General features: G+C 49.1%; 15 protein-coding genes. 12 read left to right on the top strand and 3 right to left on the bottom strand.

Going from position 1 to position 22,978, the window contains the following annotated elements:
- The 8 genes from M2134_RS06110 to leuB all read left to right on the top strand — a co-directional run.
- Positions 1 to 191 (top strand): hypothetical protein (locus M2134_RS06110; protein ID WP_280751071.1); only part of this gene is annotated, 191 nt, incomplete at its 5' end.
- Positions 188 to 748 carry a hypothetical protein gene (locus tag M2134_RS06105; RefSeq protein WP_280751070.1) on the top strand — a complete coding sequence of 187 codons (561 nt, stop codon included), beginning with the start codon at positions 188 to 190 and terminating at the stop codon, positions 746 to 748. The genes M2134_RS06110 and M2134_RS06105, both read left to right, overlap by 4 nt.
- Positions 749 to 1,702: 954 nt before the next feature.
- The gene (locus tag M2134_RS06100; RefSeq protein WP_280751069.1) at positions 1,703 to 3,199 is read left to right on the top strand and encodes a 2-isopropylmalate synthase; all 1,497 of its coding nucleotides are present in this window, start codon (positions 1,703 to 1,705) and stop codon (positions 3,197 to 3,199) included.
- A gap of 159 nt (positions 3,200 to 3,358) precedes the next feature.
- Positions 3,359 to 4,759 (top strand): 3-isopropylmalate dehydratase large subunit, encoded by a 1,401-nt coding sequence (gene leuC / locus M2134_RS06095; protein WP_280751068.1) that lies wholly within the window; start codon positions 3,359 to 3,361, stop codon positions 4,757 to 4,759.
- A gap of 65 nt (positions 4,760 to 4,824) precedes the next feature.
- The gene (gene leuD / locus M2134_RS06090; protein WP_280751067.1) at positions 4,825 to 5,415 is read left to right on the top strand and encodes a 3-isopropylmalate dehydratase small subunit; all 591 of its coding nucleotides are present in this window, start codon (positions 4,825 to 4,827) and stop codon (positions 5,413 to 5,415) included.
- A gap of 12 nt (positions 5,416 to 5,427) precedes the next feature.
- The gene (locus tag M2134_RS06085; RefSeq protein ID WP_280751066.1) at positions 5,428 to 6,939 is read left to right on the top strand and encodes an alpha-isopropylmalate synthase regulatory domain-containing protein; all 1,512 of its coding nucleotides are present in this window, start codon (positions 5,428 to 5,430) and stop codon (positions 6,937 to 6,939) included.
- Positions 6,940 to 6,961: 22 nt separating this feature from the next.
- The gene (locus M2134_RS06080) at positions 6,962 to 7,402 is read left to right on the top strand and encodes a methylglyoxal synthase (protein ID WP_280751065.1); all 441 of its coding nucleotides are present in this window, start codon (positions 6,962 to 6,964) and stop codon (positions 7,400 to 7,402) included.
- Positions 7,403 to 7,416: 14 nt separating this feature from the next.
- On the top strand, positions 7,417 to 8,484 hold the full coding sequence (leuB, locus tag M2134_RS06075) for a 3-isopropylmalate dehydrogenase (protein WP_280751064.1): 1,068 nt from the start codon (positions 7,417 to 7,419) through the stop codon (positions 8,482 to 8,484).
- 97 nt (positions 8,485 to 8,581) lie between these two features.
- On the opposite strand, the gene M2134_RS06070 is transcribed toward leuB, so the two are convergent.
- Both M2134_RS06070 and M2134_RS06065 read right to left on the bottom strand, forming a co-directional pair.
- On the bottom strand, positions 8,582 to 9,001 hold the full coding sequence (locus M2134_RS06070) for a hypothetical protein (protein ID WP_280751063.1): 420 nt from the start codon (positions 8,999 to 9,001) through the stop codon (positions 8,582 to 8,584).
- A 97-nt stretch (positions 9,002 to 9,098) separates the two neighbouring features.
- Positions 9,099 to 10,367 (bottom strand): dicarboxylate/amino acid:cation symporter, encoded by a 1,269-nt coding sequence (locus tag M2134_RS06065; protein ID WP_280751062.1) that lies wholly within the window; start codon positions 10,365 to 10,367, stop codon positions 9,099 to 9,101.
- A 70-nt stretch (positions 10,368 to 10,437) separates the two neighbouring features.
- Between M2134_RS06065 and M2134_RS06060 the strand changes: the two genes are divergently transcribed.
- Positions 10,438 to 11,739: an alpha-L-fucosidase gene (locus M2134_RS06060; RefSeq protein WP_280751061.1), complete on the top strand. Its 1,302-nt coding sequence runs from the start codon at positions 10,438 to 10,440 to the stop codon at positions 11,737 to 11,739.
- A gap of 136 nt (positions 11,740 to 11,875) precedes the next feature.
- Entirely contained in the window at positions 11,876 to 13,156 is a 1,281-nt protein-coding gene (locus M2134_RS06055) for a hypothetical protein (RefSeq protein ID WP_280751060.1), read from the top strand.
- Between the two features lie 135 nt (positions 13,157 to 13,291).
- Here the strand turns inward: M2134_RS06055 and M2134_RS06050 are convergent, their stop codons facing one another.
- On the bottom strand, positions 13,292 to 17,569 hold the full coding sequence (locus M2134_RS06050; RefSeq protein ID WP_280751059.1) for a two-component regulator propeller domain-containing protein: 4,278 nt from the start codon (positions 17,567 to 17,569) through the stop codon (positions 13,292 to 13,294).
- 302 nt (positions 17,570 to 17,871) lie between these two features.
- Between M2134_RS06050 and M2134_RS06045 the strand changes: the two genes are divergently transcribed.
- Both M2134_RS06045 and M2134_RS06040 read left to right on the top strand, forming a co-directional pair.
- Positions 17,872 to 20,997, top strand: coding sequence for a TonB-dependent receptor (locus M2134_RS06045; protein WP_280751058.1), 3,126 nt, complete (start codon positions 17,872 to 17,874; stop codon positions 20,995 to 20,997).
- Between the two features lie 20 nt (positions 20,998 to 21,017).
- Complete coding sequence (locus tag M2134_RS06040; RefSeq protein WP_280751057.1) at positions 21,018 to 22,967, top strand: RagB/SusD family nutrient uptake outer membrane protein; 1,950 nt, start codon at positions 21,018 to 21,020, stop codon at positions 22,965 to 22,967.
- Positions 22,968 to 22,978 lie beyond the last annotated feature (11 nt).

Genomic DNA, 22,978 nt, shown 5'->3' with positions numbered 1-22,978 from the left:
CGTTTATTTATTGGTGGTACAACAAATCTACGACATTAGGGGCGAATCCGAAAGGAGGAAGCCCCTTTACTCAAAATTTTAGTCGGTTAGTAGTGCTTTTTTATATAATTATAGTTGGTTTGTTTGTGATATGTGTGTCTTTATTTGTTGAAAATATGATGTGGTGTAAAATTAAAATTGTTATTAAATGAAAGCGATAGTAAGAATTAGTGTTGTTTTTCTGATATTGTTACAAACAGTATCCACAAATGCACAAAATAAACTGCATTTCGGTTTGGATTGGAGTTATTTACAAGGCGTATCTGAAAAAGGAGATCTCTGGCATATAAAATCAGGACTAAGTGGTTTTGATCTCAGTCTGACTGGTATGTATGACATTAATAAGCGTTTATCTGCCGGGATAGGAGTTGGTGTTGAAAAATTGTATGATCCTGCATATACTATTTTTCCAGTCTTTACAAAAATTGTTTACTCCCCACTACGCTCATCAGAAAAACCTTTTATTTTCACAAAGATTGGTTATGGGATTGGGAGTAGTATCTCAAATGCCGGATTCTTATTTAATCCTGGGTTGGGTTATAAGTTCCCATTGCGTCAACATTTTGCTATTTGTGTTTTGCTGGGTTATCACCTACAATCTGTTCGATATGAAATAAACTCATATTCCTCGGTAGCATCTGTTGTTGATTCATATACGTCTCATAACAATAGGCACTCAATTTCATTAGGTGTCGGCCTTGTTTTCTAATGTAAGTTTCATTTGAATGCGTATTTGCATTCAAGTAGTGTAATGTTTGAAGGAGAAAGGAGAAGGGAGAAAGGAGAAAGGGAGGGAGAAGATGTGAAGATTGCGGGGAAGCACGCCGCAGGCGTGAGATTATGCATAACCGTATGCAAGCGTAGCGCAGCTTACGGTAGTGAATCCTCTATATAAAAGCCCCGCATGGGGCGGGATTATGCCAGATCTCGCACCTACGGCGCTTGATTGACAGGTAGTCGCTATACCGTAAGCTGCGCTACGCTTGCATACGGTTATGCATAATCTCGCGCTGGCAGCGCGATCCCCCACCTTCAATTTTTACCATATCTGAAGACACCCCTTTCTCCCTTCTCCTTTCTCCTTTCCATTCCCTCCCATTTGAATATCCACCCACCTTTATCTCGTCAGACGGAACAAAAACAGGTAAAATGGCTATTTATAAAGTAAAAAGCCCTTTTTGCTTACATTTTTTCAAAAAAATAGCGAAAAAAACTTCTTTTTTATTTGTGTTTCCGAAAAAGCCTGTATATTTGCAGCGTTAAAACATAGAGAAGACATGCGTAACTTTGCAAACAACATTATTAACATTTCCATTATTATTCTACTCTGGCCGCAGGATAGGAAGTGAGGATGTTGTGTGTTTAGTTTAAGCATAATAAAATAAATAAGCCTTTCTCACTTCCGGGTGAGAGAGGCTTTTTTCTTTTAAGGAGATTTTACCTGCCCTCAGGAGAGAGGAATGAAAGGAATGAAAAAAGGGGAAAAACAGCGCTGGTTTTGGTCTGATGAGAAAAAGCAAAGTGTAAGCAAAAAGGCCATTTTGCTTTACAATATGATACGTTAAAAAGTGTTACTCGCGGGACTAATTTTAAATACCCCTACGTTTTCGGAAAAATTCTCGGGCGTTTTTGACAATTTGATAAATTGGTAAATAGACATAATATGGACAAATTATTTATTTTCGACACAACATTGCGTGATGGGGAGCAGGTCCCCGGGTGTCAATTGAACACAGTAGAGAAAATCCAGGTAGCCAAGGCACTGGAAGGGCTTGGAGTGGATGTGATCGAAGCGGGGTTCCCGGTTTCGAGTCCCGGCGACTTCAATAGTGTGGTAGAGATTTCGAAGGCGGTGACCTGGCCCACGATATGTGCCCTGACCCGCGCGGTGGAGAAAGATATCGACGCAGCCGCCGAAGCCTTGAAGTTCGCCAAGAAGGGACGTATCCATACGGGCATCGGCACCTCGGATCCGCATATCCTGTATAAGTTTAATTCGAACCGGGAAGAGATTATCGAACGGGCGATTGCCGCTACGAAATACGCCAAGAAGTATGTCGAGGACGTGGAGTTCTATTGCGAGGATGCCGGACGTACGGATAATGAATATCTGGCGCGCGTAGTCGAGGCAGTGATCAAAGCGGGAGCGACAGTGGTGAATATCCCCGACACGACAGGCTATTGTCTGCCGGATGAATACGGGGCGAAAATCAAATACCTGATGGAACATGTACCGAATGTGCATCAGGCGATCCTTTCCACCCATTGCCACAATGACCTGGGCATGGCTACGGCCAACACCGTGCAGGGGGTATTGAACGGTGCCCGTCAGGTGGAGGTGACGATGAACGGAATCGGCGAACGTGCCGGAAACACCTCGTTGGAAGAGATCGCTATGATCTTCAAGAGCCATAAGGAGAGAGAGATCATGACGAATATCAATACCACCAAGATATACGGTATCAGCCGGATGGTTTCCAGCCTGATGAATATGCCGGTGCAACCCAATAAAGCGGTAGTCGGGCGCAATGCCTTTGCCCACTCGTCGGGTATCCACCAGGACGGGGTGTTGAAGAACCGGGAAAGCTATGAAATCATGGATCCGAAGGATATCGGCATCGACGATAACGCGATTGTACTGACGGCACGTAGCGGACGGGCAGCCTTGAAACACCGTCTCTCTATGCTTGGTGTCGAGATGGATCAGGAAAAATTGGATAAGGTATACCAGGAATTTCTGAAACTGGCCGACCGGAAGAAGGATATCAACGACGACGATGTATTGATGCTGGTCGGAAAAGACCGCACCGAGATGCACCGCATCAAACTGGAACACCTGCAGGTGACCAGCGGTATCGGCCTGCAATCGATGGCGAGTGTATGCCTGAATATGGCAGGTGTGCGCCGCTGTGAAGCCGCTGCCGGAAATGGACCGGTAGATGCCGGTATCAAAGCGGTGAAGAAGGCGATCAGCAACAGCGATATGACCATTCAGGAATTCCTGATCCAGGCCATTTCGAAAGGAAGCGACGACACCGGAAAAGTGCATATGCAGGTGGAATACAACGGGAGTATCTATTACGGATTCTCGGCCAATACCGATATCATCGCCGCTTCGGTAGAGGCGTTTGTGGATGCGATCAATAAATTTATTGTGTAACACCTCTCCCCCGGCCCCTCTCCACAAGAGAGGGGTGTGATCGGTAATCTATTATAGAGATAAATAAAAATGATTATACAAAAATAACACGCAACTATTCTTCCTCCCCCTCTCTTGTGGAGAGGGGGGGCGGGGGGGAGAGGTGATAATTTAATAAATATGAAAACATTATTCGAAAAAATCTGGGACAAACATGTGGTGGATACGTTGGCAGACGGCACGATCCAGTTGTATATCGATCGTTTGTATTGCCATGAGGTGACCAGTCCGCAAGCCTTTGCCGGATTGCGCGAGCGGGGACTGAAGGCGTTCCGTCCGGCACAGATCACCTGTATACCGGATCATAATATTCCGACCCTCAATCAGGATCGTCCCATCGAGGATCCTGTTTCTAAGAACCAGGTCGATACGCTGGAAAAGAACGCGGCCGATTTCGGATTGGCCTACTACGGACTGTTGCATCCGAAAAACGGTATTATCCATGTGGTCGGACCGGAAACCGGACTGACTCAGCCGGGCATGACCATGGTATGTGGTGACTCACACACCTCGACCCATGGTGCCATGGGGGCGATTGCCTTCGGGATCGGCACAAGTGAGGTGGAAATGACATTGGCTACCCAATGCATTATGCAGCGCAAACCGAAAACGATGCGTATCACCGTTGACGGAAAACTGCGCCCGGGTGTTACGGCTAAGGATGTTGCCTTGTATATCATCAGCCGGATGACTACCGGAGGGGCAACGGGCTATTTTGTAGAATATGCCGGAGAGGTGATCCGCAACGCCAGTATGGAAGAGCGGTTGACCATCTGTAATCTCTCGATCGAGATGGGCGCCCGCGGGGGAATGATTGCTCCCGACCAGACGACGTTTGACTATTTGCGAGACCGTGAATTTGCTCCTCGTGGCGAGGCATGGGAAAAGAAGGTGGCCGAATGGCGTCAATTATATAGCGATCCGGGAGCTACGTTCGATAAAGAGATTGTTTTCCAGGCGGAAGATATCGAACCGATGATCACCTACGGTACGAACCCGGGCATGGGCATGGGCATTCGCGAAAATATCCCGGCGTTGGAAAGCGTGGATGAAGCCGGACGTATCTCCTATCAGAAGTCGTTGGATTATATGGGCTTCACCGCCGGTGAGCCGGTATTGGGCAAACAGATCGATTATGTATTCCTGGGAAGCTGCACGAATGGCCGTATCGAAGACTTTAGGGCCTTTGCCTCGTTGGTGAAAGGGAAAAAGAAAGCTGCTCATGTGACGGCTTGGTTAGTGCCGGGAAGCTGGCTGGTTGAAAAGCAGATCCGCGCGGAAGGAATTGACAAAGTCTTGGAAGAGGCCGGATTTGAATTGCGCCAACCGGGTTGCTCTGCTTGTCTGGCGATGAATGAAGATAAAATCCCGGCAGGTAAATATGCCGTATCAACCTCCAACCGCAACTTCGAAGGACGTCAGGGACCGGGTGCACGCACCATACTGGCCGGACCACTGGTGGCGGCTGCGGCGGCTGTGACGGGGGTGATTACGGATCCGAGGGAAATGAAGAGTGAATAATAAAGAATGAAGAATTGAAGCGAAGCGGAAATCGCTTAGCAAAGCGTAAAGCAATTGAAAAAACAATGAAAGAGAAAATCAATACAATCACATCCACCTTTGTGCCGCTACCATTAGAGAATGTGGATACCGATCAGATCATACCGGCACGTTTCCTGAAAGCAACGACGAAAGAGGGCTTTGGTGATAATCTGTTTCGCGACTGGCGATATGATAAAGAGGGGAATCCGAATCCGGATTTTGTCCTCAATCAGGGAGTTTATCATGGAAGTATATTGGTGGCCGGAAAGAATTTCGGAAGCGGGAGCAGCCGCGAACATGCAGCCTGGGCGATTGCCGGGTATGGGTTTCGCGTAGTGGTGAGCAGCTTCTTTGCCGATATATTCAAGAACAATGCGATGAACAATGGGGTACTTCCCGTCGTTGTTTCCCCGGAATTCCTGTCGGAGTTATTTGCTTCGGCGGAAAAGAATCCCGAGGCAACTCTCACGGTCGACCTGCCTAACCAGACCATCCTGAATAATGCAACGGGAAAGAGCGAACACTTCGACATCAATCCCTACAAAAAAGATTGCTTAGTGAACGGTCTGGACGATATCGACTATCTATTGGCAAACAAATCGAAAATAGAAGCCTACGAGTCCGCACACAGATAACACGAAAGTAGTATGATAGAAATAATGGATACAACCCTTCGGGATGGGGAACAGACAACGGGTGTCTCTTTTGCAGCGCATGAGAAGCTTAGCATCGCGCAGATGCTATTAAGTGAATTGGGTGTGAACCGGATTGAGATCGCCTCCGCGCGGGTTTCCGATGGGGAATTCGAAGGAGTTAAGCGGGTTGCCCAGTGGGCTGCCCGTACGGGACATTTGGATAAGTTGGAGGTGCTTGGTTTTGTCGATGGTGACCAATCGCTCAACTGGATTGAAAGAGCCGGATGCCGAGTGGTCAACCTGTTGTGTAAAGGATCGTACAAACATGTTACGGAGCAATTACACCGTACGCCGGAGGAACACATCGCGGATATCCGCCGGGTGATCGAGATCGCCACGCAAAAGAAGATCAGTGTGAATATCTACCTGGAAGACTGGTCGAACGGAATGAAGCATTCTCCCGAGTATGTGTTTCAGCTTCTCGACGGATTGAAAGATCTTCCGGTCAAACGGTTTATGCTACCTGATACACTGGGCATTCTGAATCCGGAAGACACCTATGATTATTGTCATAAGATGGTGAACCATTACCCGGAACTACGTTTTGACTACCATGCTCATAACGACTATGATCTGGCGACGGGCAATGTCTATGGCGCGGTGCGAGCCGGCATAAAAGGTATTCATACCACCGTAAACGGTTTGGGAGAACGCGCCGGGAATGCTCCATTGAGCAGTGTGATCGCGGTGATCAAGGATCAGTTGGGCGAAGAGACCACCATCCGGGAAGAGAAGATCAATAAGGTGAGTCGCCTGGTAGAGACCTATGCCGGTGTGCATATCGCTCCCAACAAACCGATTATCGGGGAGTTTGTCTTTACGCAATGTGCCGGGATACATGCCGATGGCGATAATAAGAACAACCTTTATTACAACGATCTCCTGCCGGAACGTTTTGGACGCGTGCGCGAATATGCCTTAGGAAAGACCTCCGGCAAGGCCAATATCCGCAAGAACCTGGAAGCGCTGGGCATGGATATGGACGACGAATCTATGCGCAAAGTGACCGAACGCATCATTGCGTTGGGCGACAAAAAGGAGATGGTGACGCAAGACGATCTGCCCTATATTGTTAGCGATGTGTTGAATCAGCCAACTATGGAGGATGAAAAGATACGGATACTGAATTATTCTCTATCTTTGGCGCAAGGTCTGCGTCCCGTAGCGACGGTCAAAATGGAGATCAACGGCGAAGCCTACGAGGAATCCTCTTCGGGTGACGGGCAATACGACGCCTTTGTGCGTGCAGTACGTAAGATATATACTGACCTGGGTCGTCCGTTCCCGATGTTGACCAACTATTCGGTATCGATTCCGCCGGGTGGGCGAACGGATGCGTTCGTATTGACCATCATCAGTTGGAACTATGCCGGCGTAGACTTCAAAACCCGTGGCCTGGATGTCGACCAAACAGAATCAGCCATCAAAGCCACGCTGAAGATGCTGAATAAGATAGAGAACTAACCAAAAGTAGGAGATATTTGTAATGAAACAATTAAAAATCGCGCTCGTAGCGCATGACAAACGGAAAGTAGATATGGTAGAGTGGGCAATACATAATGCCGATTTCCTGGCGCATCAGCACCTGGTGTGTACCGGAACTACCGGAGGACTTGTGTATGATGCTTTCCAAGAGAAAGGTATCAATATAGAAATGACACGGATGCACTCCGGGCCATTGGGTGGTGACGCGGAGATTGCGGCTATGGTGGTGCGCAAAGAGATCGACCTGGCTATCTTCCTGATCGACGACCTGAACCCGCAACCTCACGAAGCCGACATTCAGATGTTGCTCCGCCAGTGCCGTGTGCATAATGTTCCCATCGCCTGTAACCGGTACAGTGCCGACCTGATGCTGACGAGTACCTTATGGGATGACGACTCCTACACGCCGATGGAGCCCAAGTATGTGCATTATCAACGCTAACGACCTAACATAAAATGAAAATAAATATAGCATTATTGCCCGGTGATGGCATCGGGCCTGAGATTATTGAGCAAGGCATGAAGGCAGTGAAGGCCGTATGTGAGAAGTATGGCCATGAATTGACCTATAAAGAAGCCTTGGTCGGAGCCGCTGCCATCGACGCGACAGGCAATCCCTATCCGGACGAGACCCATGCCCTTTGTATGCAAAGCGATGCGGTCTACTTCGGAGCCATCGGTGCTCCCAAATATGATAACGACCCATCGGCCAAAGTACGTCCCGAACAGGGTCTGTTGGCGATGCGTAAGCAGTTGGGATTGTATGCCAATATCCGTCCGGTAACGACTTTCCCTTCGTTGGTGCATAAGTCTCCGCTTCGTGCAGATCTGGTCGACGGAGCCGACTTTATGTGTATCCGCGAATTGACCGGCGGACTCTATTTCGGTCGTCCGCAGGGACGCAGCGAAGATGGCAACACCGCCTACGACACCTGTGTCTATACACGCGAGGAGATCGAGCGCATCGTGCGTCTCTCTTTTGAGTATGCCCGCAAGCGGAGGAAGAAACTAACGGTGGTCGACAAGGCGAATATCCTGGCAACGTCGCGCCTATGGCGGCAGGTAGCACAAGAGATCGAACCGGAGTACCCCGATGTGGAAACCGAATATATGTTTGTTGATAATGCCGCCATGCGCCTGATTCAATGGCCGAAAAGCTTCGATGTGATGGTGACGGAGAATATGTTTGGCGATATCCTAACCGATGAGGCTTCGGTGATCACCGGTTCACTGGGTATGCTTCCGTCGGCTTCCGTCGGTATCCATACCTCCGTGTTCGAGCCGATCCACGGTTCCTACCCGCAGGCAGCCGGTAAAAACATTGCCAATCCATTGGCTACGATCCTGAGTGGGGCGTTGATGTTCGAATATGCGTTCAACCTGATGGAAGAGGGGCAGCTGATTCGTGAAGCCGTTGCCGCCTCCATGGAGGCGGGTATCGTCACCGAAGACATTGCCTCCGGCGCAAAAGCCTATGCGACAAGCGAGGTGGGCGATTGGATTGCCCAATACATTCGTCGGTAGTTAGATGATTTAATCAAAGAGGCACCGAGACACGGAGTTTTTTTATTCTTTGAGAATAAAAGCCTCTGTGGCTCGGTGCCTCTATATTATTGTCCTATTATTTCAGCTTGTCCTGCAGTTTGTCAATCTCTTTATTGGCTTGCTTCTTCGCATCTTCCGCTGCTTGTTTGGCCTTATCGGCTACCTCTTCCGCTGCCTTTTTAGCCTCTTTCGCTACATCCTGCGTGGCGTCTTTGACATCACTTGCCACATCTTTCGCTTTGTCAGACACCTTGTCGGCTGCATCCTTGAGCTCACTCTGGATCTCTTTCGTATCTTTCCCGGCAGCTTCTTTCGCCGCTTCTTTGGTGTCGTCCCAGCTATCTTTTACATTGTCTGCTGTTTTCTTTGCCGCGCGCTCAACGGATTCCTTGGCATCTTTTAAATCTTCCTGCGCACTCTGATTCTTTTTACTGTTACATGCGCTAAACGTAAAAACCAATCCTGCTACCAGCAGGAGACTCATAATCTTTTTCATCTTTTTTTATTCATTTATTTTTGGTTGTATAATCAATCCCTCGCCAGGGACTAATCTATTAACATATTGGGCGCACATTTTGTTCTACAAGGCATCATCATTTATCGACAATCACCGCTACCGTCGCGTCACCGGTTACATTGACCGCCGTACGCATCATATCCAACGGGCGGTCGATCCCCAGGATCAACGCCAGCCCTTCCGCCGGAATGCCAACCGAGGTGAGCACCATGGTCAGAATCACGTAGCTCCCTCCCGGAATGCCCGGGGTGCCGATCGAAGAAAGGATGGTCATACCCAGGATCGTGACGATCTGCATCAGGCTGAGATCGATGCCGATCACCTGAGCGATAAAGAGCACCGCAATCGCCTGGTAACATGAGGTGCCATCCATGTTAATTGTAGTTCCCACCGGAAGCACAAAGGAGGCGGTCTCTTTCGATACCTTCAGCTCTTTCTCTACGGTCTCCATCGTCACGGGGAGGGTGGCGGCACTGCTGCTGGTCGTAAAGGCAAAGAGTTGCACGGGATAGATCGCCTTGAGGAAATCTTTCACCTTCAGGCGGGTGAAGAGGCGAATCAGTAGTGGATAAAACAAAAACATCATGAAAAACATAGCCGCTATAACCGTCAGGGCATATACCCCCAAGGCACCGAACATACTGATGTCTCCCCCGAAGTCGACCACCAGCCCTGCCATCAGTGCCGTCACGCCGTACGGGGCGAACCGGATAATGTAGTCCACCATTTTGAGAATGATATCGTTCAATCCGTCGACCACCGCCATCACCGGGCGTATCTTTTCCGGGGAAATGGTCAACGCGGCAATGCCAAAGAAAATGGCAAAAAAGATCACCTGAAGCATTTTGGAGTTATCACCCGCCGCCTGAACAATGTTCTGCGGAATGATGTCGTTGAGAAAATGCAAGGGTCCCTGATTCTTTGTCTGTTCGGCCTGCAGGGCTTTCTCGGCCACCTGGTTGTGGTATTGTTCTTGCATCGAAGCCACCTGTTCCCGATTGACCAGCTTTCCCGGCTTCACCACCAACCCTAAGCCCAAACCGAGGCAAACGGCAAATGCCGTCGTGAGCAGGTAGATGCCAATGGTCTTCCCGCCCAGTTTGGAGAATTTGCTGATATCGTTCAGTCCGATCACTCCTTTGATCAGGGAGAGGAACACCAAGGGGATGGCGATCAGTTGCAGCAGACGTATAAACACTTGCCCCCAGGGGCGTATCCAGTCTTGCACGAAGTCGCCCCCTTGAAGCGGCAAAGCGATAAGACCGATGATGATGCCGACAATCATGCCTGCAAGGATTTGCAAATAGAGCGGGAAGGCGTTTCGTTTCTTTCTTTTTTCTGTCATCCGGGTTATGATTTTTACAAATATAGACAATTCTTTTGTAGCTTTGTCAAGAACAGAAAAAACTAAACAAATGAAAAAAACACTTTTAACCTTATTGGTATGTGTCGGATCTATCGCAATAGCTGCCGCACAACAGGGATATCTCCCATCCGAAGCGAATCTGAAAGCACGCGAAGAGTTCAGAGACAATAAGTTTGGTATATTCATCCATTGGGGCATATACAGCATGATGGGGGATGGCGAATGGGTGATGCACAACAAAAACATCCATCATGCCGAGTATGCGAAACAAGCTTCTGCTTTCTATCCTATCCGGTTTAATGCCGCGGAATGGGTTGCTGCCATCAAGGCATCGGGGGCAAAATATATCTGTTTCACCTCGCGCCATCACGACGGCTTTTCGATGTTCGACACGAAATACTCCGATTACAATGTGGTCGATGCCACGCCCTTCAAACGAGATGTGATCAAAGAATTGGCAGCCGAGTGCCATAAGCAAGGAATAAAACTCCATTTCTATTATTCGCACCTCGACTGGACGCGCGACGACTATTATCCGCTTGGACGCACCGGGCGCGGCACAGGTCGTACGACCCAGGGGAAATGGGAGACCTATTATGCGTTTATGAATAACCAACTCACCGAGTTGCTGACCAACTACGGCCCGATCGGTGCGATCTGGTTTGATGGCGTGTGGGATCACGACCAGGATCCAGGATTCGACTGGCAACTGCCCGAGCAATACGCCCTGATTCATCGCCTGCAACCTGCTTGCCTGATTGGAAATAACCACCACGTAACCCCTTTCCCGGGTGAAGATATCCAGATCTTCGAACGCGATCTGCCGGGCGAAAACAAAGCGGGCTTATCCGGACAGGATGTGAGCGCATTGCCATTGGAAACCTGTGAAACCATGAACCGCACCTGGGGCTATCGTGCGACCGACCAGGACTACAAAGACCTGAAAACACTGGTGCATTACCTGGTGAAGGCCGCCGGAAAGAATGCGAACCTATTGATGAATATCGGCCCGCAGCCCAATGGGGAACTGCCTGCTGCTTCCATAGAACGCCTGAAAGAGATCGGTGAATGGATGCGGGTGTATGGCGAGACCATTCACGGAACCCGTGGCGGATTGGTAGCACCTCGTCCCTGGGGAGTGACCACGCAAAAAGACAACCGCCTGTTTGTGCATATCCTGGAGTTGGAAGACAAAGGATTATTCCTGCCGATTACCGACCGGAAAATCAAAAAAGCCTCCTGTTTCAAGAGTCAATCTCCCATTAAATTCAAGCAGGATAAAAACGGCGTAGTCCTGGAGTTGCCGGAGGTTCCGACCGATATCGACTATGTCGTGGAGTTGACTTTCTGAAACAACGATCTATGTCTGGACAAAATTACATGGATTAGGCACAAAAGTACAGCCTTTTGAAATGAATGGCTTATCGCCGGAATTCTCTTTTGGATTACTTTTGATGATAATTCTAATACGATTAACAGACATAGTTATGAAACGAAACAAATTATCTAAAACAATCCTTCTATTGGCCGCTGTTTGCGCGGTATCTATAGGCAGTAACTCACAGGCACAGATCGGCAAACGTTTTCCGTCGGAGATGTCGACCTATTCGGATCCGGTAACCGGCTTGCCCGTTCGCGTATTGACCAATAGCCCGGAATACAGCGATAGCCGTATCTACCAGACCCATCCGCAATGGACCTATGATAACGAATACATCGCTTTCCGCTCTCAACGTACCGGGAGCGGACAGCTTTTCCTGGTGCATGAAACAACCGGTGAGATCATCCAGATTACCGATGGGGAGCGTAACGGTGAATATAACCTTTCGCGTAAAAAGGGATTGCTCTATTTCGTGCGCAGGCCCGAAGGCAAGCCGGCTCAGATCATTGAGCTGGATTACGACCGGGTGTTGGCCGACAGCCAGAAAGGGAAAATGAAGAAATATACCGACTATGAACGCTTGGTGACCGAATGGCCTGACACGCTTCGTATCTCGGGAGGCATGGGGCTGGATGTGGAAGAAGACCTGTTGTATGTCGGAGTGACTCCTCCCTACGATGCCGAGACATGGGTGAATCCGATTGACGACTCGACGCACCGCATCAAAAATCATCCGGGAGGTATCCGGGTAGTGGACGTGAAGACCGGCGAGATCCGGATGGGATTCAATGTCGATTTCACGATGGGACATGTGCAGGCCAGCCCGTTTGTGACCCGCGAAATTGTTTTTTGCCACGAAACCGGAGGGGATTCGCCTCAGCGTATGTGGTTTGGTGATATGGCAACGAATAGCTACCGTCCGCTTTATATCGAGTCGGATTATGAATGGGTGACCCACGAGACAATCGCGGATGCCGACCATGTCTATTTCAATGTGTTATGCCATCTGGAGCGGCTCAAAACGAAGCCTTCCGGCATTTTCTCTGTGAATTTGCGTAACGGCCACGTTCGGGTCATGGGGCAGGTTGTCTCCAACAATGTAAACGATGACCTAAAGAGCATCCCGGCACAAGCCAACAGCTTCTGGCATTGCAACGGTTCGCAGGATGGTAAATGGGCCGTTGGCGACGATTTCTCCGGCAATATCACCCTGATCAATACACGAACAGGAGAAATGCACCTGCTCACCACCGGCCATTTGATGAAACCCGACCACGCGCATCCCTATTTCAGCCTCGACAACACCCGGGTATTAATCCAATCCGGCAAGCTCTCTGACGGAAAACGCCTCTCTCTTATGGTGATCGATATACCGGAGTCTTTCTGATCGTTTTTGACCTCAAAAAAGGGTGACAATATTTTTTCTCACCCGCATGAGAATTTTTTCTCACGCGGGTGAGAATTTTTTTGCCCGCTTTTCTGCGGCGTGACAAAACACGGGATATGGACAAAAACTTACGGGCTATTCCGGCGCGTTTCGGTATTGTGTGGGGGTGCAATCGAAGTGAATCTTAAAGCATTTACTGAAGTAATAGGGATCGTCGAATCCTACCTTGTAAGAGATCTCGGATACGGTCAGCGTCTCCTGTTTCAAGAGGAGGGCGCTTTGATTGAGCCGTTTCATCTTCAATAGCTCATTGGGTGAGAATCCGGTGATTCCTTTTACTTTCTTAAAGAAGATAGTGCGTTTCATGCCCGACAGCTCGACAAACTGATCTAAGGTGAATTGGCTGTTGTGGTAGTTGTCGGCCAATATCTTTTCTATTCTCTCAAGGAACAGACTGTCTTTGTCTGTCGTTTTCACCAGGTTGCCGTCGATCACGAATTCTTTGGAGAAGCGCTTCTTCAACAGTTCGCGTTGCTCGATCAATTTCATCACCCGTTTTACGATATACTTCAAGCTGAAAGGCTTGGTGATATAGGCGTCGGCACCGCTCTCGATCCCTTCCAGCTGATGCTCGATGGAGGAGTGTGCCGTGAGCAGGATAATGGGGATATGGCAGGTCTGGAATTCGCTTTTTAGCTGGCGGGTGACCTCAAAGCCATCCATCTCGGGCATCATCACATCACAGATGATGAGGTCGGGATTCAGCTCGATCGCCTTTTGCAACCCCTCTTTGCCGTCTGCTGCCGTCTCCACCTTCATATACTTCGAGAACTCTTCGGTCAGGAAGCTGCGGATATCATCGTTGTCGTCGATGATAAGCAACTGGTAAGCGGCCAGGGTCTGGCTATCGACACCCGACTCTTCTGCCGGGATATACGCCGGACTGCTCTCTTCCTTTTGTATATCAGAGATTGAGGAAGCAATAAAGTTCTCGCCTTTATAGGTCTCTCTGTCGGTCGATAGCTCCACCTTGAAGATCGATCCGCCACCGGGATTGCTCTCGTAGCTGATCTTTCCTTTATGCACATCGATAAATTCCTTCACCAGCGAGAGGCCAACGCCGGTGCCCGAGGTGGAGAAGTTGATCTGGGTGAAGCGGCTGAACAGGAGGTGCTGTTTCTCTTTCGGTATGCCGATGCCACTGTCTTTGACTGAAATGGTACAGCTTTCCCCGGAAGCGTCGTAGCCGATCAATAGCTCTATCAAACCCTTGTTCGGGGTGAACTTAAACGCGTTCGACAATAGATTATACAGAATCTTATCCACCTTCTTCCGGTCGATAAACATCGAAAGCGATTCGGAGGAGGAGCTAAAGCGATAGTCAATGTTTTTCCGTTCCGCCAATTCCTGGAATCCGCTATAGATCTCACGCGCAAAGGCAATCATATCCACCTCTTCCAGGTCGAGGCGCAACACATCGTTTTGTATTTTCCGGAATTCCAACAGCTGGTCGATCAAGCGGCGCAGATTGGTGGCATGGCGATCTAAGATATGGATCTGTTTAGTGGCCGATGCCGGCAGTCCGGTCTCTTCGTTCAGGTTCTCGACGGCTCCCTGTATCAGGGTCAGCGGCGTGCGAAACTCATGGGAGATATTGGTAAAGAAACGAAGTTTGTGGTTTGTCAACTGCTTCTCTACCTCGACAGCGGTATTCAACCGATTGAATTTCACTATCACCCTAAAGGCAATATAGAACAGAAGGCATACCAATAGGAAATAGAAGATATAAGCCGGCAGGGATAGCCAGAAGGGAGGCGTGATCACTATCTGAAGCGATGTGACCTGATCGTCTTCGCTTCCGCCCGGATTGATGCCTTTTACCTTAAACGTGTATTTGCCATGAGGCAGGTTCTTATAGGTCGCTGTATTGGCATCGGTAGGAAGGCTCCATTGCTTATCGTAATTCTCTAAGATATAACTATAGCGGTTCTCAGCCGGATTGCGCAGGTTCATAGCGGCAAAGTCCAACGAAAAGGTATTCTGCTTATAGGTCAGCTTGATTTTATCGCTATAGGTGATCGATTTGTCGAAAGGAGCGCGTCGGATATCATTCCAGTCCTCCCGGTCGACCGTGAGCCGCGTCAACAAGACCGCAGGCATACGCACATCGGGATCAAACCGATCGGGCTTGAACACCAACAGCCCATCCAGCGTACCCCACAGCATATCGCCCTCTTGGGTCTGACAAAAAGCACCCTCATTGAAGATATTGCCAAACGATCTTTGAGCAAACTGATAGGTGACAAACGATTCACGCTCTTTGGTGAATCGGGAAAGTCCGCTTTCGCTGCTGATCCAAAGGTCGTTTCCATGTTCAAGAATGCCTAAGACAAAATTGTCCGCCATGCCATGCGCGGCGGAATAGGCGATGAAATGTTCCGGTTGCTCTTCGGTTGATTCGACAAACTGATTCAGCCCTCCGCCGGCTGTTCCGATCCAGATCGTATGATCGCTGTCTTCGTAAATGACCTTTATATCGTTGCTGCTAATGGAGTGTTTCATATTGGAATCTTTTTCATAGAAGGCATACGCCAGCGGATCTTTTATCAGTCTTTCCGGGAAGAAACGCATCAAACCACCATTGCTGCCAACCCAGATCCGTCCTTGGCTGTCCTGAAACAGATAGCGCACAAAGCTCTTCTCATCGACATCCTGCATGAAGCGTTTGAACCTAAACGCTCCCTTCTCTTCTTCGATCAGTGTCACCCCGCCTTCAAATGATCCGGCCCAGATTCGGCCCTTATTATCTTTCATCAGATGGAACAGGATATCGCTGCTCAACGAAGCGGGGTTGTCGGGTTGCGACCTGAGATGGTCTACCACCCGGTGGGTTTTCATATCGTATAGGTAAATGCCGTTCCCTTTGGTTCCGACCCATATGCGTCCGTGATCATCTTCGATCAACGAGTAAGGGTTGATCTGTTCGGCCAGGCACCTCCCATGGGTCAGTCCGGAGTCGTAGATATACAATCCGCCATTCTTGGTGCCTATCCATATATTCTTTTGTGAATCTTCGAGCATGGTTCTGACATTGTTGGTTTGCCCGATAATCGTATGGGGCTCCGGACGGACAAAGCGGATATACTCAGGCGTTTTGACCACCCGAATGATGCCGGCATACTCGCTTCCGAGCCATATCGTGCCGAAACGATCTTCCGCGATGTCCAATAGATAGTTGGAAGGCAGGCTGTTGGGTGCCGATTCGTAACGGTAATTAGCCAGCTCCCGATTGTCCATATCATAGCAAAACACCCCATAGCCGTAGGTAATGAACCAGACCAATCCCGTCGAGTCGACAAAGATCTGTCCCAGGTCGATCATCGCTGCTACATGACGGGGTATCAGGTGAATGTGCTCGAAGCGTTTTTGCTCCTGATCGTAATACCAAACGATTCCTGAACGGTTGTAGAGCCATACGCGTTTGTATCTGTCGATATGTATACGGACATCGGTGCGAAGCTCGTTGGCAAAACTCGGATGCCGGTTGAGTGGAGAAGCATACAACCGGGCAGTCTCTACATTATATATCAAGAGATCCAATGATTGCATAACAATCAACAACTCCTTTTCCGACAAACGAACCATATTCACAAAGGGATCCTGACCTTCATACCGGAGATAGTCTATTGTCCCGCTATTTTTGTCGTAGATGACCAATACCGACTCCTGTGTCGAAAAATAGATTTTATCCTGTAATTCGACGGCTTGGGTGAATACGAATGACTCCTTGCCCGGGTATTCGACCGCCACGACTTCGTTGTCGACAATCCGATACAAACCAATCTCTCCTCCGAACCAGATGGTGCTGTCGGCATCCTCATACAAAAAATGGCAGGCTTCTCCCCGGAGAGAGCGGGGCAGGAATTTGTCTACTTGGAGAGTAGGCATCTTCTCCTTTTGTATCCGGGCTATTCCGTCGTATTTCCCCCAAAGCCATACCTCTCCGCGGGTAGACTCGTAATAGGAGGTATAGGTCAGGTGCTTTTCCAGGCTATGTTTCAACGGAACAAACAGATCGCTCACCGGGTCGTAGCAACTGAATTCGTTCCGATAGGTCTTCACCCAGAGGTAACCCTCCTTGTCGACATGCAACTCCTTGATACGATGGTCGTCGAGTACATTGGGGTTGCCAAGCTGAGGCTGATAGGATCGGTTGTTGTAACCGTCGTAGCGATTCAGCCCGTCGAGCGTTCCCGCCCAGACAAAACCGTTGTGGTCGACCTCAATAGCCCGCACGGTATTCTGAGATAGTCCGTTATGGGAGCTTATCTGTGAAAAAGTCAGATCAGTAGCACACAAAGAAACAGGCACACACAAAAAACTACTGATTATAATGAGTAGAACAATTCGCATATTAGATTTTTTAGGTTTTTAAGGCTTCTTACGCAAAGATAAACAATTAAGATGGAAACCCGTACAAATCTCCTTATGAAACAAACAAGGTGTTTTGGTTGAATTTATTATTTAATGGTTTGGTAGATAGTTGTTTGCGTGGTGGCTGTAAATTAGTTCACGTATTCTGTTCCATCATTTTGAACTGGATTTCATTTTTCTTTTTAACATATCTAAGCACATTTGCCGGTATCATTAGATAAAATATCAATAACGTAATTATGAATTACATGAAAAAATCAATCTTTATTAAATCATTTAAGATGAAAAGGACGATGCTGATAATATGGCTTATCGCGTTCTCTTTTTCCAACGCTTTGTTAGCTCAGCAAAAAAGTGTGCAGGGTGTGGTCGTGGACGATAGCGACTACCCACTTATCGGAGCCACCGTTGTGGTGAAAAGCTCCGGCAATGGTACCATCACAGATGCGGATGGTAAGTTTACTATTTCAGCTGCCGTGGGCGATGTGTTAAGCATCCAGTATGTCGGCTACAAAGAAACAACCGTTACGGTAGACAATCGGTCACAGTATCGCGTTGTCCTGGCAGAAGACACACAACTGATCGACGAGGTGGTTGTCGTAGGTTACGGTGTGCAGAAGAAGTCCGACGTGACCGGTGCGATGATCAGCATCAGCGACAAGGAGCTTACCTCCCGCCCGGTATCGAATGCTTTTGAGGCAATGCAGGGGAAAGCAGCCGGGGTAGACATCACCTCCAACGAACGACCGGGTGAAATCGGTAACATCTTCATTCGTGGCGTACGCTCCCTGTCTGCCGAAAGTACTCCGCTTTATGTGGTCGACGGCATTCCTTTGATGTCGACAGCCGGTATCGAGAGCCTGAACCCGCACGATATCGAGTCGATCGATATCCTGAAAGACGCCTCCGCCACTGCCATCTATGGATCGCGCGGTGCGAATGGGGTTATCATCGTAACCACCAAACGGGGGAAAGAAGGACGCTTCACCCTGAGCTATGCCGGTTCGGTAACCGCCGAAACGCTGAAAGACCGTACGAAGATGATGGACGCGGATGAATACATCACCTGGCGTCGATGGGCTTATTACTATTCAGACCCGAACAAATACCCGCGGGGCGACCAGCCGACACAGGAGAACGACTATACCATCTTCCTGGGAGCCAACGACCAATATGCCTGGAACAATATCATGAAAGGCTGGAGCGGTGGCAGCTGGGACGGATCGAAAGTGGAAACAACCGACTGGACCGACAACGTAACCCGTACGGGGATCAGTACCGAGCATACCCTGAGCGGTAGCGGCGGTACGGATAAGATGACCGCTTACGGATCATTCGGTTACCTGAACAACAAAGGAACCATGATGGGACAGGAATACACCCGTTACACCGCCAAAGGAAGCATGGATCTGACTCCGACGAAATGGTTCAGTATGGGTGTTACGCTTAATACCTCATACAGTGTGCAACAATACGGACAATCCAATGCCGGTGGACAAACATCCGGCCCGGGAAGCATTTATATGGCGGCAAGAAACAACCTCCCTTACGCCGTGCCTTATGATAATGATGGCAACCGCATCGTTTATCCCGGTGGTGACGATATGATCAAGACCGCCATCAACGAATGGGAATACACCGACGATGAGCGTACGACGCTCCGTGCCGTGGGTAGCTTCTATGGTATGTTTGATTTCGGCAGCCTTATTCCGGCCGTAGAGGGATTGAAATACCGCATCAATTTCGGACCTGACTTCCGTTACTACCGCAGAGGTATCTTCATCGACGAGCAATCGGTGAACCGTGTCGGTGCGCCTAACCTGGCATCCAAGGAACATCAGCAAGACTTCTCCTGGACACTGGACAACCTGGTGTATTACGATCGCACATTTGGTAAGCATACCGTAGGGGCAACCTTGTTGCAGAGTGCTACGAAATACAAATACGAACAAACTTATATGCGTGCGCTCGATATTCCACTGCCCAGCCAGAAATGGGATGCGTTAAACAAAACAAACATCACCGCCTTGGACGATTGGAACTCCTCTATGTCGGAAAGACAATTGCTCTCCTATATGGCACGTGTAAACTATAGCTTTGCCGACAAATACCTGTTGACTGCTTCCGGCCGTTGGGACGGAGCCTCTCAGTTGGCTGAAGGCAACAAATGGGCCTTCTTCCCCAGCGTCGCGTTGGGATGGCGCATCGATCAGGAAGCCTTCCTGCAAGAGGTTTCATGGATCAGCCAGTTGAAACTGCGTCTGGGTATGGGTACTACCGGTAACTCCGCTATCAAGCCTTACCAGACAAAGGGTAGCATCGTTTCGCTTTTCTATCCGTATGGCAACACGGCTATCCCCGGCTATTCGGCTTCCGAATCGCTTATTTCCGGAGGGAATGTGGCAATGGCCAACAAAGACCTGACCTGGGAACGGACGACCCAGTATAACTTAGGGATCGACTACTCCTTCTTAGACGGACGCATCTCCGGGATCTTGGATTTATATACGTCCAAAACCAAAGACCTGTTGATGGAGATGACCATTCCCGCTCTGACCGGTTATACCAACACATACGCCAATATCGGTGAAACATCAAATATCGGTTTCGACCTGACACTGAACACAGTCAATATCCGCACCCGCGACTTTGAATGGAGATCGACCATCAATGCCGCCTGGCAGAAAGACCAGATCGACATATTGGCCAACGGTAAAGAAGATGATATCGTGAACGGCTGGTTCATCGGACAGGCCACCGGATATACGGAAAACGGAAGAAAATACTCCGGTGTGTATTATAACTACGCAAGCGCCGGTCTCTGGAAAGAAGAAGATGCCGCTGAAATGGCTAAGTTCAACGAGAACGGACATAACTTCCAGGTTGGGATGGCTCGTCCGGTCGACCAGAACAAAGACTACCGCATCGACCCGAACAACGACCGTGTGATTATCGGGCATACACGCCCCCGCTGGACGGTAGGGATGACTAATACGTTTACCTATAAAGATTTCGAACTATCGATCTTCTTCTCCGGACGTCTGGACTTCACCTACGCAGCAAGCGAATGGCAGGGTGGACGCTACGTACAGCGTAGCATCAGCTACTACAACGAAAACAACAAAGACGCCGATTATCAGAAGCCTATCTACAATGTAGCCGGTGGCGACCCCTACTACAATATCTTAGGCTACCGCGACGGTTCGTTCCTGAAGATTCGCAACATCTCCTTAGGGTATACATTGCCTAAAAAGGTGGCGAACAATATGGGATTAAGTAATCTGAAATTATATATGCAGGCCAAGAATCCGGGTATGCTCTTCTCGAATGTCGACTGGGTCGACCTCGACCTGGGCGGATCAACCTGGAACAGTGGGTTTACATTCGGTCTGAATATTGATTTTTAACGCATAAAAAAAACAGGAAAATGAAAAAATACAATAAACTTATGATCGCTCTTCTGGCCGGAGCCTTATTGACCGGCACGACTACGTCATGTAGTGATTTTCTGAACGAAGAGCTGACAACACAACGAAACACCGACTACCTCCAGACACCGGAAGGGATTGAATCACTGGCTGTCGGGCTATACTATAACCTCCGCTTCGACTTCGGTTGGGAATGGGGATTCGCTACCACCAACTACGGAACCGATGAGTTTCGTGTAGGGGGCGACGGATCGAATGCCATGTGGAACTCCTACGACGGTAGCTTCAACTCGATGATCACGGCGGTAAACGTAAACACCGCGATGGCGGAAACATTGTGGGACAATATGTATACCGGTATCAATACCGCTAATATCCTGCTCGAAAACACTGCTTCCGATTCGTATACCGATCCAAATAAGAACACCTATATGGGGGAAGCGCATTTTCTGCGTGGGTTCAACTACCTGAAGCTGGTTCGCCAGTACGGCGGAGTACCTTTGAAACTGAAGTCGAGCAACACCCTGGAGCGTGAATTTACTCGCGCGTCGGCTTCCGATGTATTGCAACAGGTGATCGACGACCTGACAGAGGCATACAACCTATTGCCAGCCACCGGAGCAATGACCGGCAAGATCACCAAGTATGCCGCTGCTCATTACCTGACCAAGGCTTACCTGACCCGCGCCAGCGAGATCAACGACTCCTGGAACGGATCAACCAAAGCGGCCGACTGTCAGAAAGCCCTGCAATATGCCGACGAGGTAATCGGACGCCATAAGCTCGCGTCCAACTTCTCGGATCTGTGGAACTATACCGAACCGAATGGGGCGAATGAAAACCTCGACGAGATTATCCTGGCAGCTCAATTCTCGGCCGACAAATCAACCTGGGGATCTTATGGCAACCAGACACATCTCTACTTCCTGTCGCAATACCTCAACTTGCCGCAGATGAAGCGTGATGTGGCCGGCGGACGTGAATACCAACGCTTGCGCACGACTTATTATATGTATAACGTATACGATATGGTCAACGACTCCCGCTTCTGGAAAAGCTTCAAAACGAAATACGCGGTAAACAATCCTTCGGGCGATTATTACGAAAAAGGAGACCTCTCTATTATGTATGTAATCAACCGTCCGGGCGACGATCGTTTCGACGAAGCGCAGATTTCGGATAAGGTTGTATATGAAAAAACAGGAAAGACCATCCCAACTGTCTTCCCGGCCTATATCAAAGGAAAAGAGGAACCGCTCTATGGATTCCTGAACCGCTTCCCGCCGTTGAGTAAATTTATCGACGGATCGCGTCAAACCGTGAGCGACGGTATCGGTTACCGCGACGGTATCCTGGCACGCGTGGCAGACACCTATCTGTTGGCTGCCGAAGCCAAGATCCGCCTGCAAGACTACAGCGGAGCCTTGACATATATCAATGCAGTGCGCGAACGCGCAGCCTATAAAGAGGGTGAAAACCGTGCCGCTTATTGCGATGGCGGAGCCGCCTACAACGAAGGATCATTGGGTTATGGCACGATGGGCAATACGATTTCCTATTTCCCGGAAAACTCCTACTACGAGTCGAATAACATCGACAAGACAACCGCTTCAACCAGTCTGACCGTAACAAGTAAGGACAACCTGCCGGCAGCAGACGAAGCGATCATCAAGCAACTGGGATACAGTAGTGACCACGACCGTATGATGTGTTTCCTGTTGAACGAACGCTCGCGCGAATTGAGTGGTGAGTTCCATCGTTGGGAAGACCTGGCACGCACCAAAACATTGGTGGCAAGAGCCAAGGCATTCAATCCGGATGCTAAGAACAACATCACCGAGCATCACTGCCTGCGTCCTATCCCACAGAAATACTTAGACTCCGTTCAGAAAGATGGAAAAGCATTGACGTCGGAAGAGAAGGCACAAGAACAAAATCCGGGGTATTAGTTTTAGCGTTT

Origin of the sequence: Parabacteroides sp. PM6-13, from assembly GCF_029892605.1 — a bacterium.
GTDB lineage: Bacteria > Bacteroidota > Bacteroidia > Bacteroidales > Tannerellaceae > QVMG01.
The sequence above is the reverse complement of the archived record's forward strand: the minus strand, read 5'-3'. Positions and strand labels throughout refer to the sequence as shown.

What these genes read in the sequence shown, in the direction of transcription:
- M2134_RS06105 (WP_280751070.1), top strand. Translation starts at nt 188, where the DNA reads ATGAAAGCGATAGTAAGAATTAGTGTTGTTTTTCTGATATTGTTACAA.
- M2134_RS06100 (WP_280751069.1), top strand. Translation starts at nt 1,703, where the DNA reads ATGGACAAATTATTTATTTTCGACACAACATTGCGTGATGGGGAGCAG.
- leuC (WP_280751068.1), top strand. Translation starts at nt 3,359, where the DNA reads ATGAAAACATTATTCGAAAAAATCTGGGACAAACATGTGGTGGATACG.
- leuD (WP_280751067.1), top strand. Translation starts at nt 4,825, where the DNA reads ATGAAAGAGAAAATCAATACAATCACATCCACCTTTGTGCCGCTACCA.
- M2134_RS06085 (WP_280751066.1), top strand. Translation starts at nt 5,428, where the DNA reads ATGATAGAAATAATGGATACAACCCTTCGGGATGGGGAACAGACAACG.
- M2134_RS06080 (WP_280751065.1), top strand. Translation starts at nt 6,962, where the DNA reads ATGAAACAATTAAAAATCGCGCTCGTAGCGCATGACAAACGGAAAGTA.
- leuB (WP_280751064.1), top strand. Translation starts at nt 7,417, where the DNA reads ATGAAAATAAATATAGCATTATTGCCCGGTGATGGCATCGGGCCTGAG.
- M2134_RS06070 (WP_280751063.1), bottom strand. Translation starts at nt 9,001, where the DNA reads ATGAAAAAGATTATGAGTCTCCTGCTGGTAGCAGGATTGGTTTTTACG.
- M2134_RS06065 (WP_280751062.1), bottom strand. Translation starts at nt 10,367, where the DNA reads ATGACAGAAAAAAGAAAGAAACGAAACGCCTTCCCGCTCTATTTGCAA.
- M2134_RS06060 (WP_280751061.1), top strand. Translation starts at nt 10,438, where the DNA reads ATGAAAAAAACACTTTTAACCTTATTGGTATGTGTCGGATCTATCGCA.
- M2134_RS06055 (WP_280751060.1), top strand. Translation starts at nt 11,876, where the DNA reads ATGAAACGAAACAAATTATCTAAAACAATCCTTCTATTGGCCGCTGTT.
- M2134_RS06050 (WP_280751059.1), bottom strand. Translation starts at nt 17,569, where the DNA reads ATGCGAATTGTTCTACTCATTATAATCAGTAGTTTTTTGTGTGTGCCT.
- M2134_RS06045 (WP_280751058.1), top strand. Translation starts at nt 17,872, where the DNA reads ATGAAAAGGACGATGCTGATAATATGGCTTATCGCGTTCTCTTTTTCC.
- M2134_RS06040 (WP_280751057.1), top strand. Translation starts at nt 21,018, where the DNA reads ATGAAAAAATACAATAAACTTATGATCGCTCTTCTGGCCGGAGCCTTA.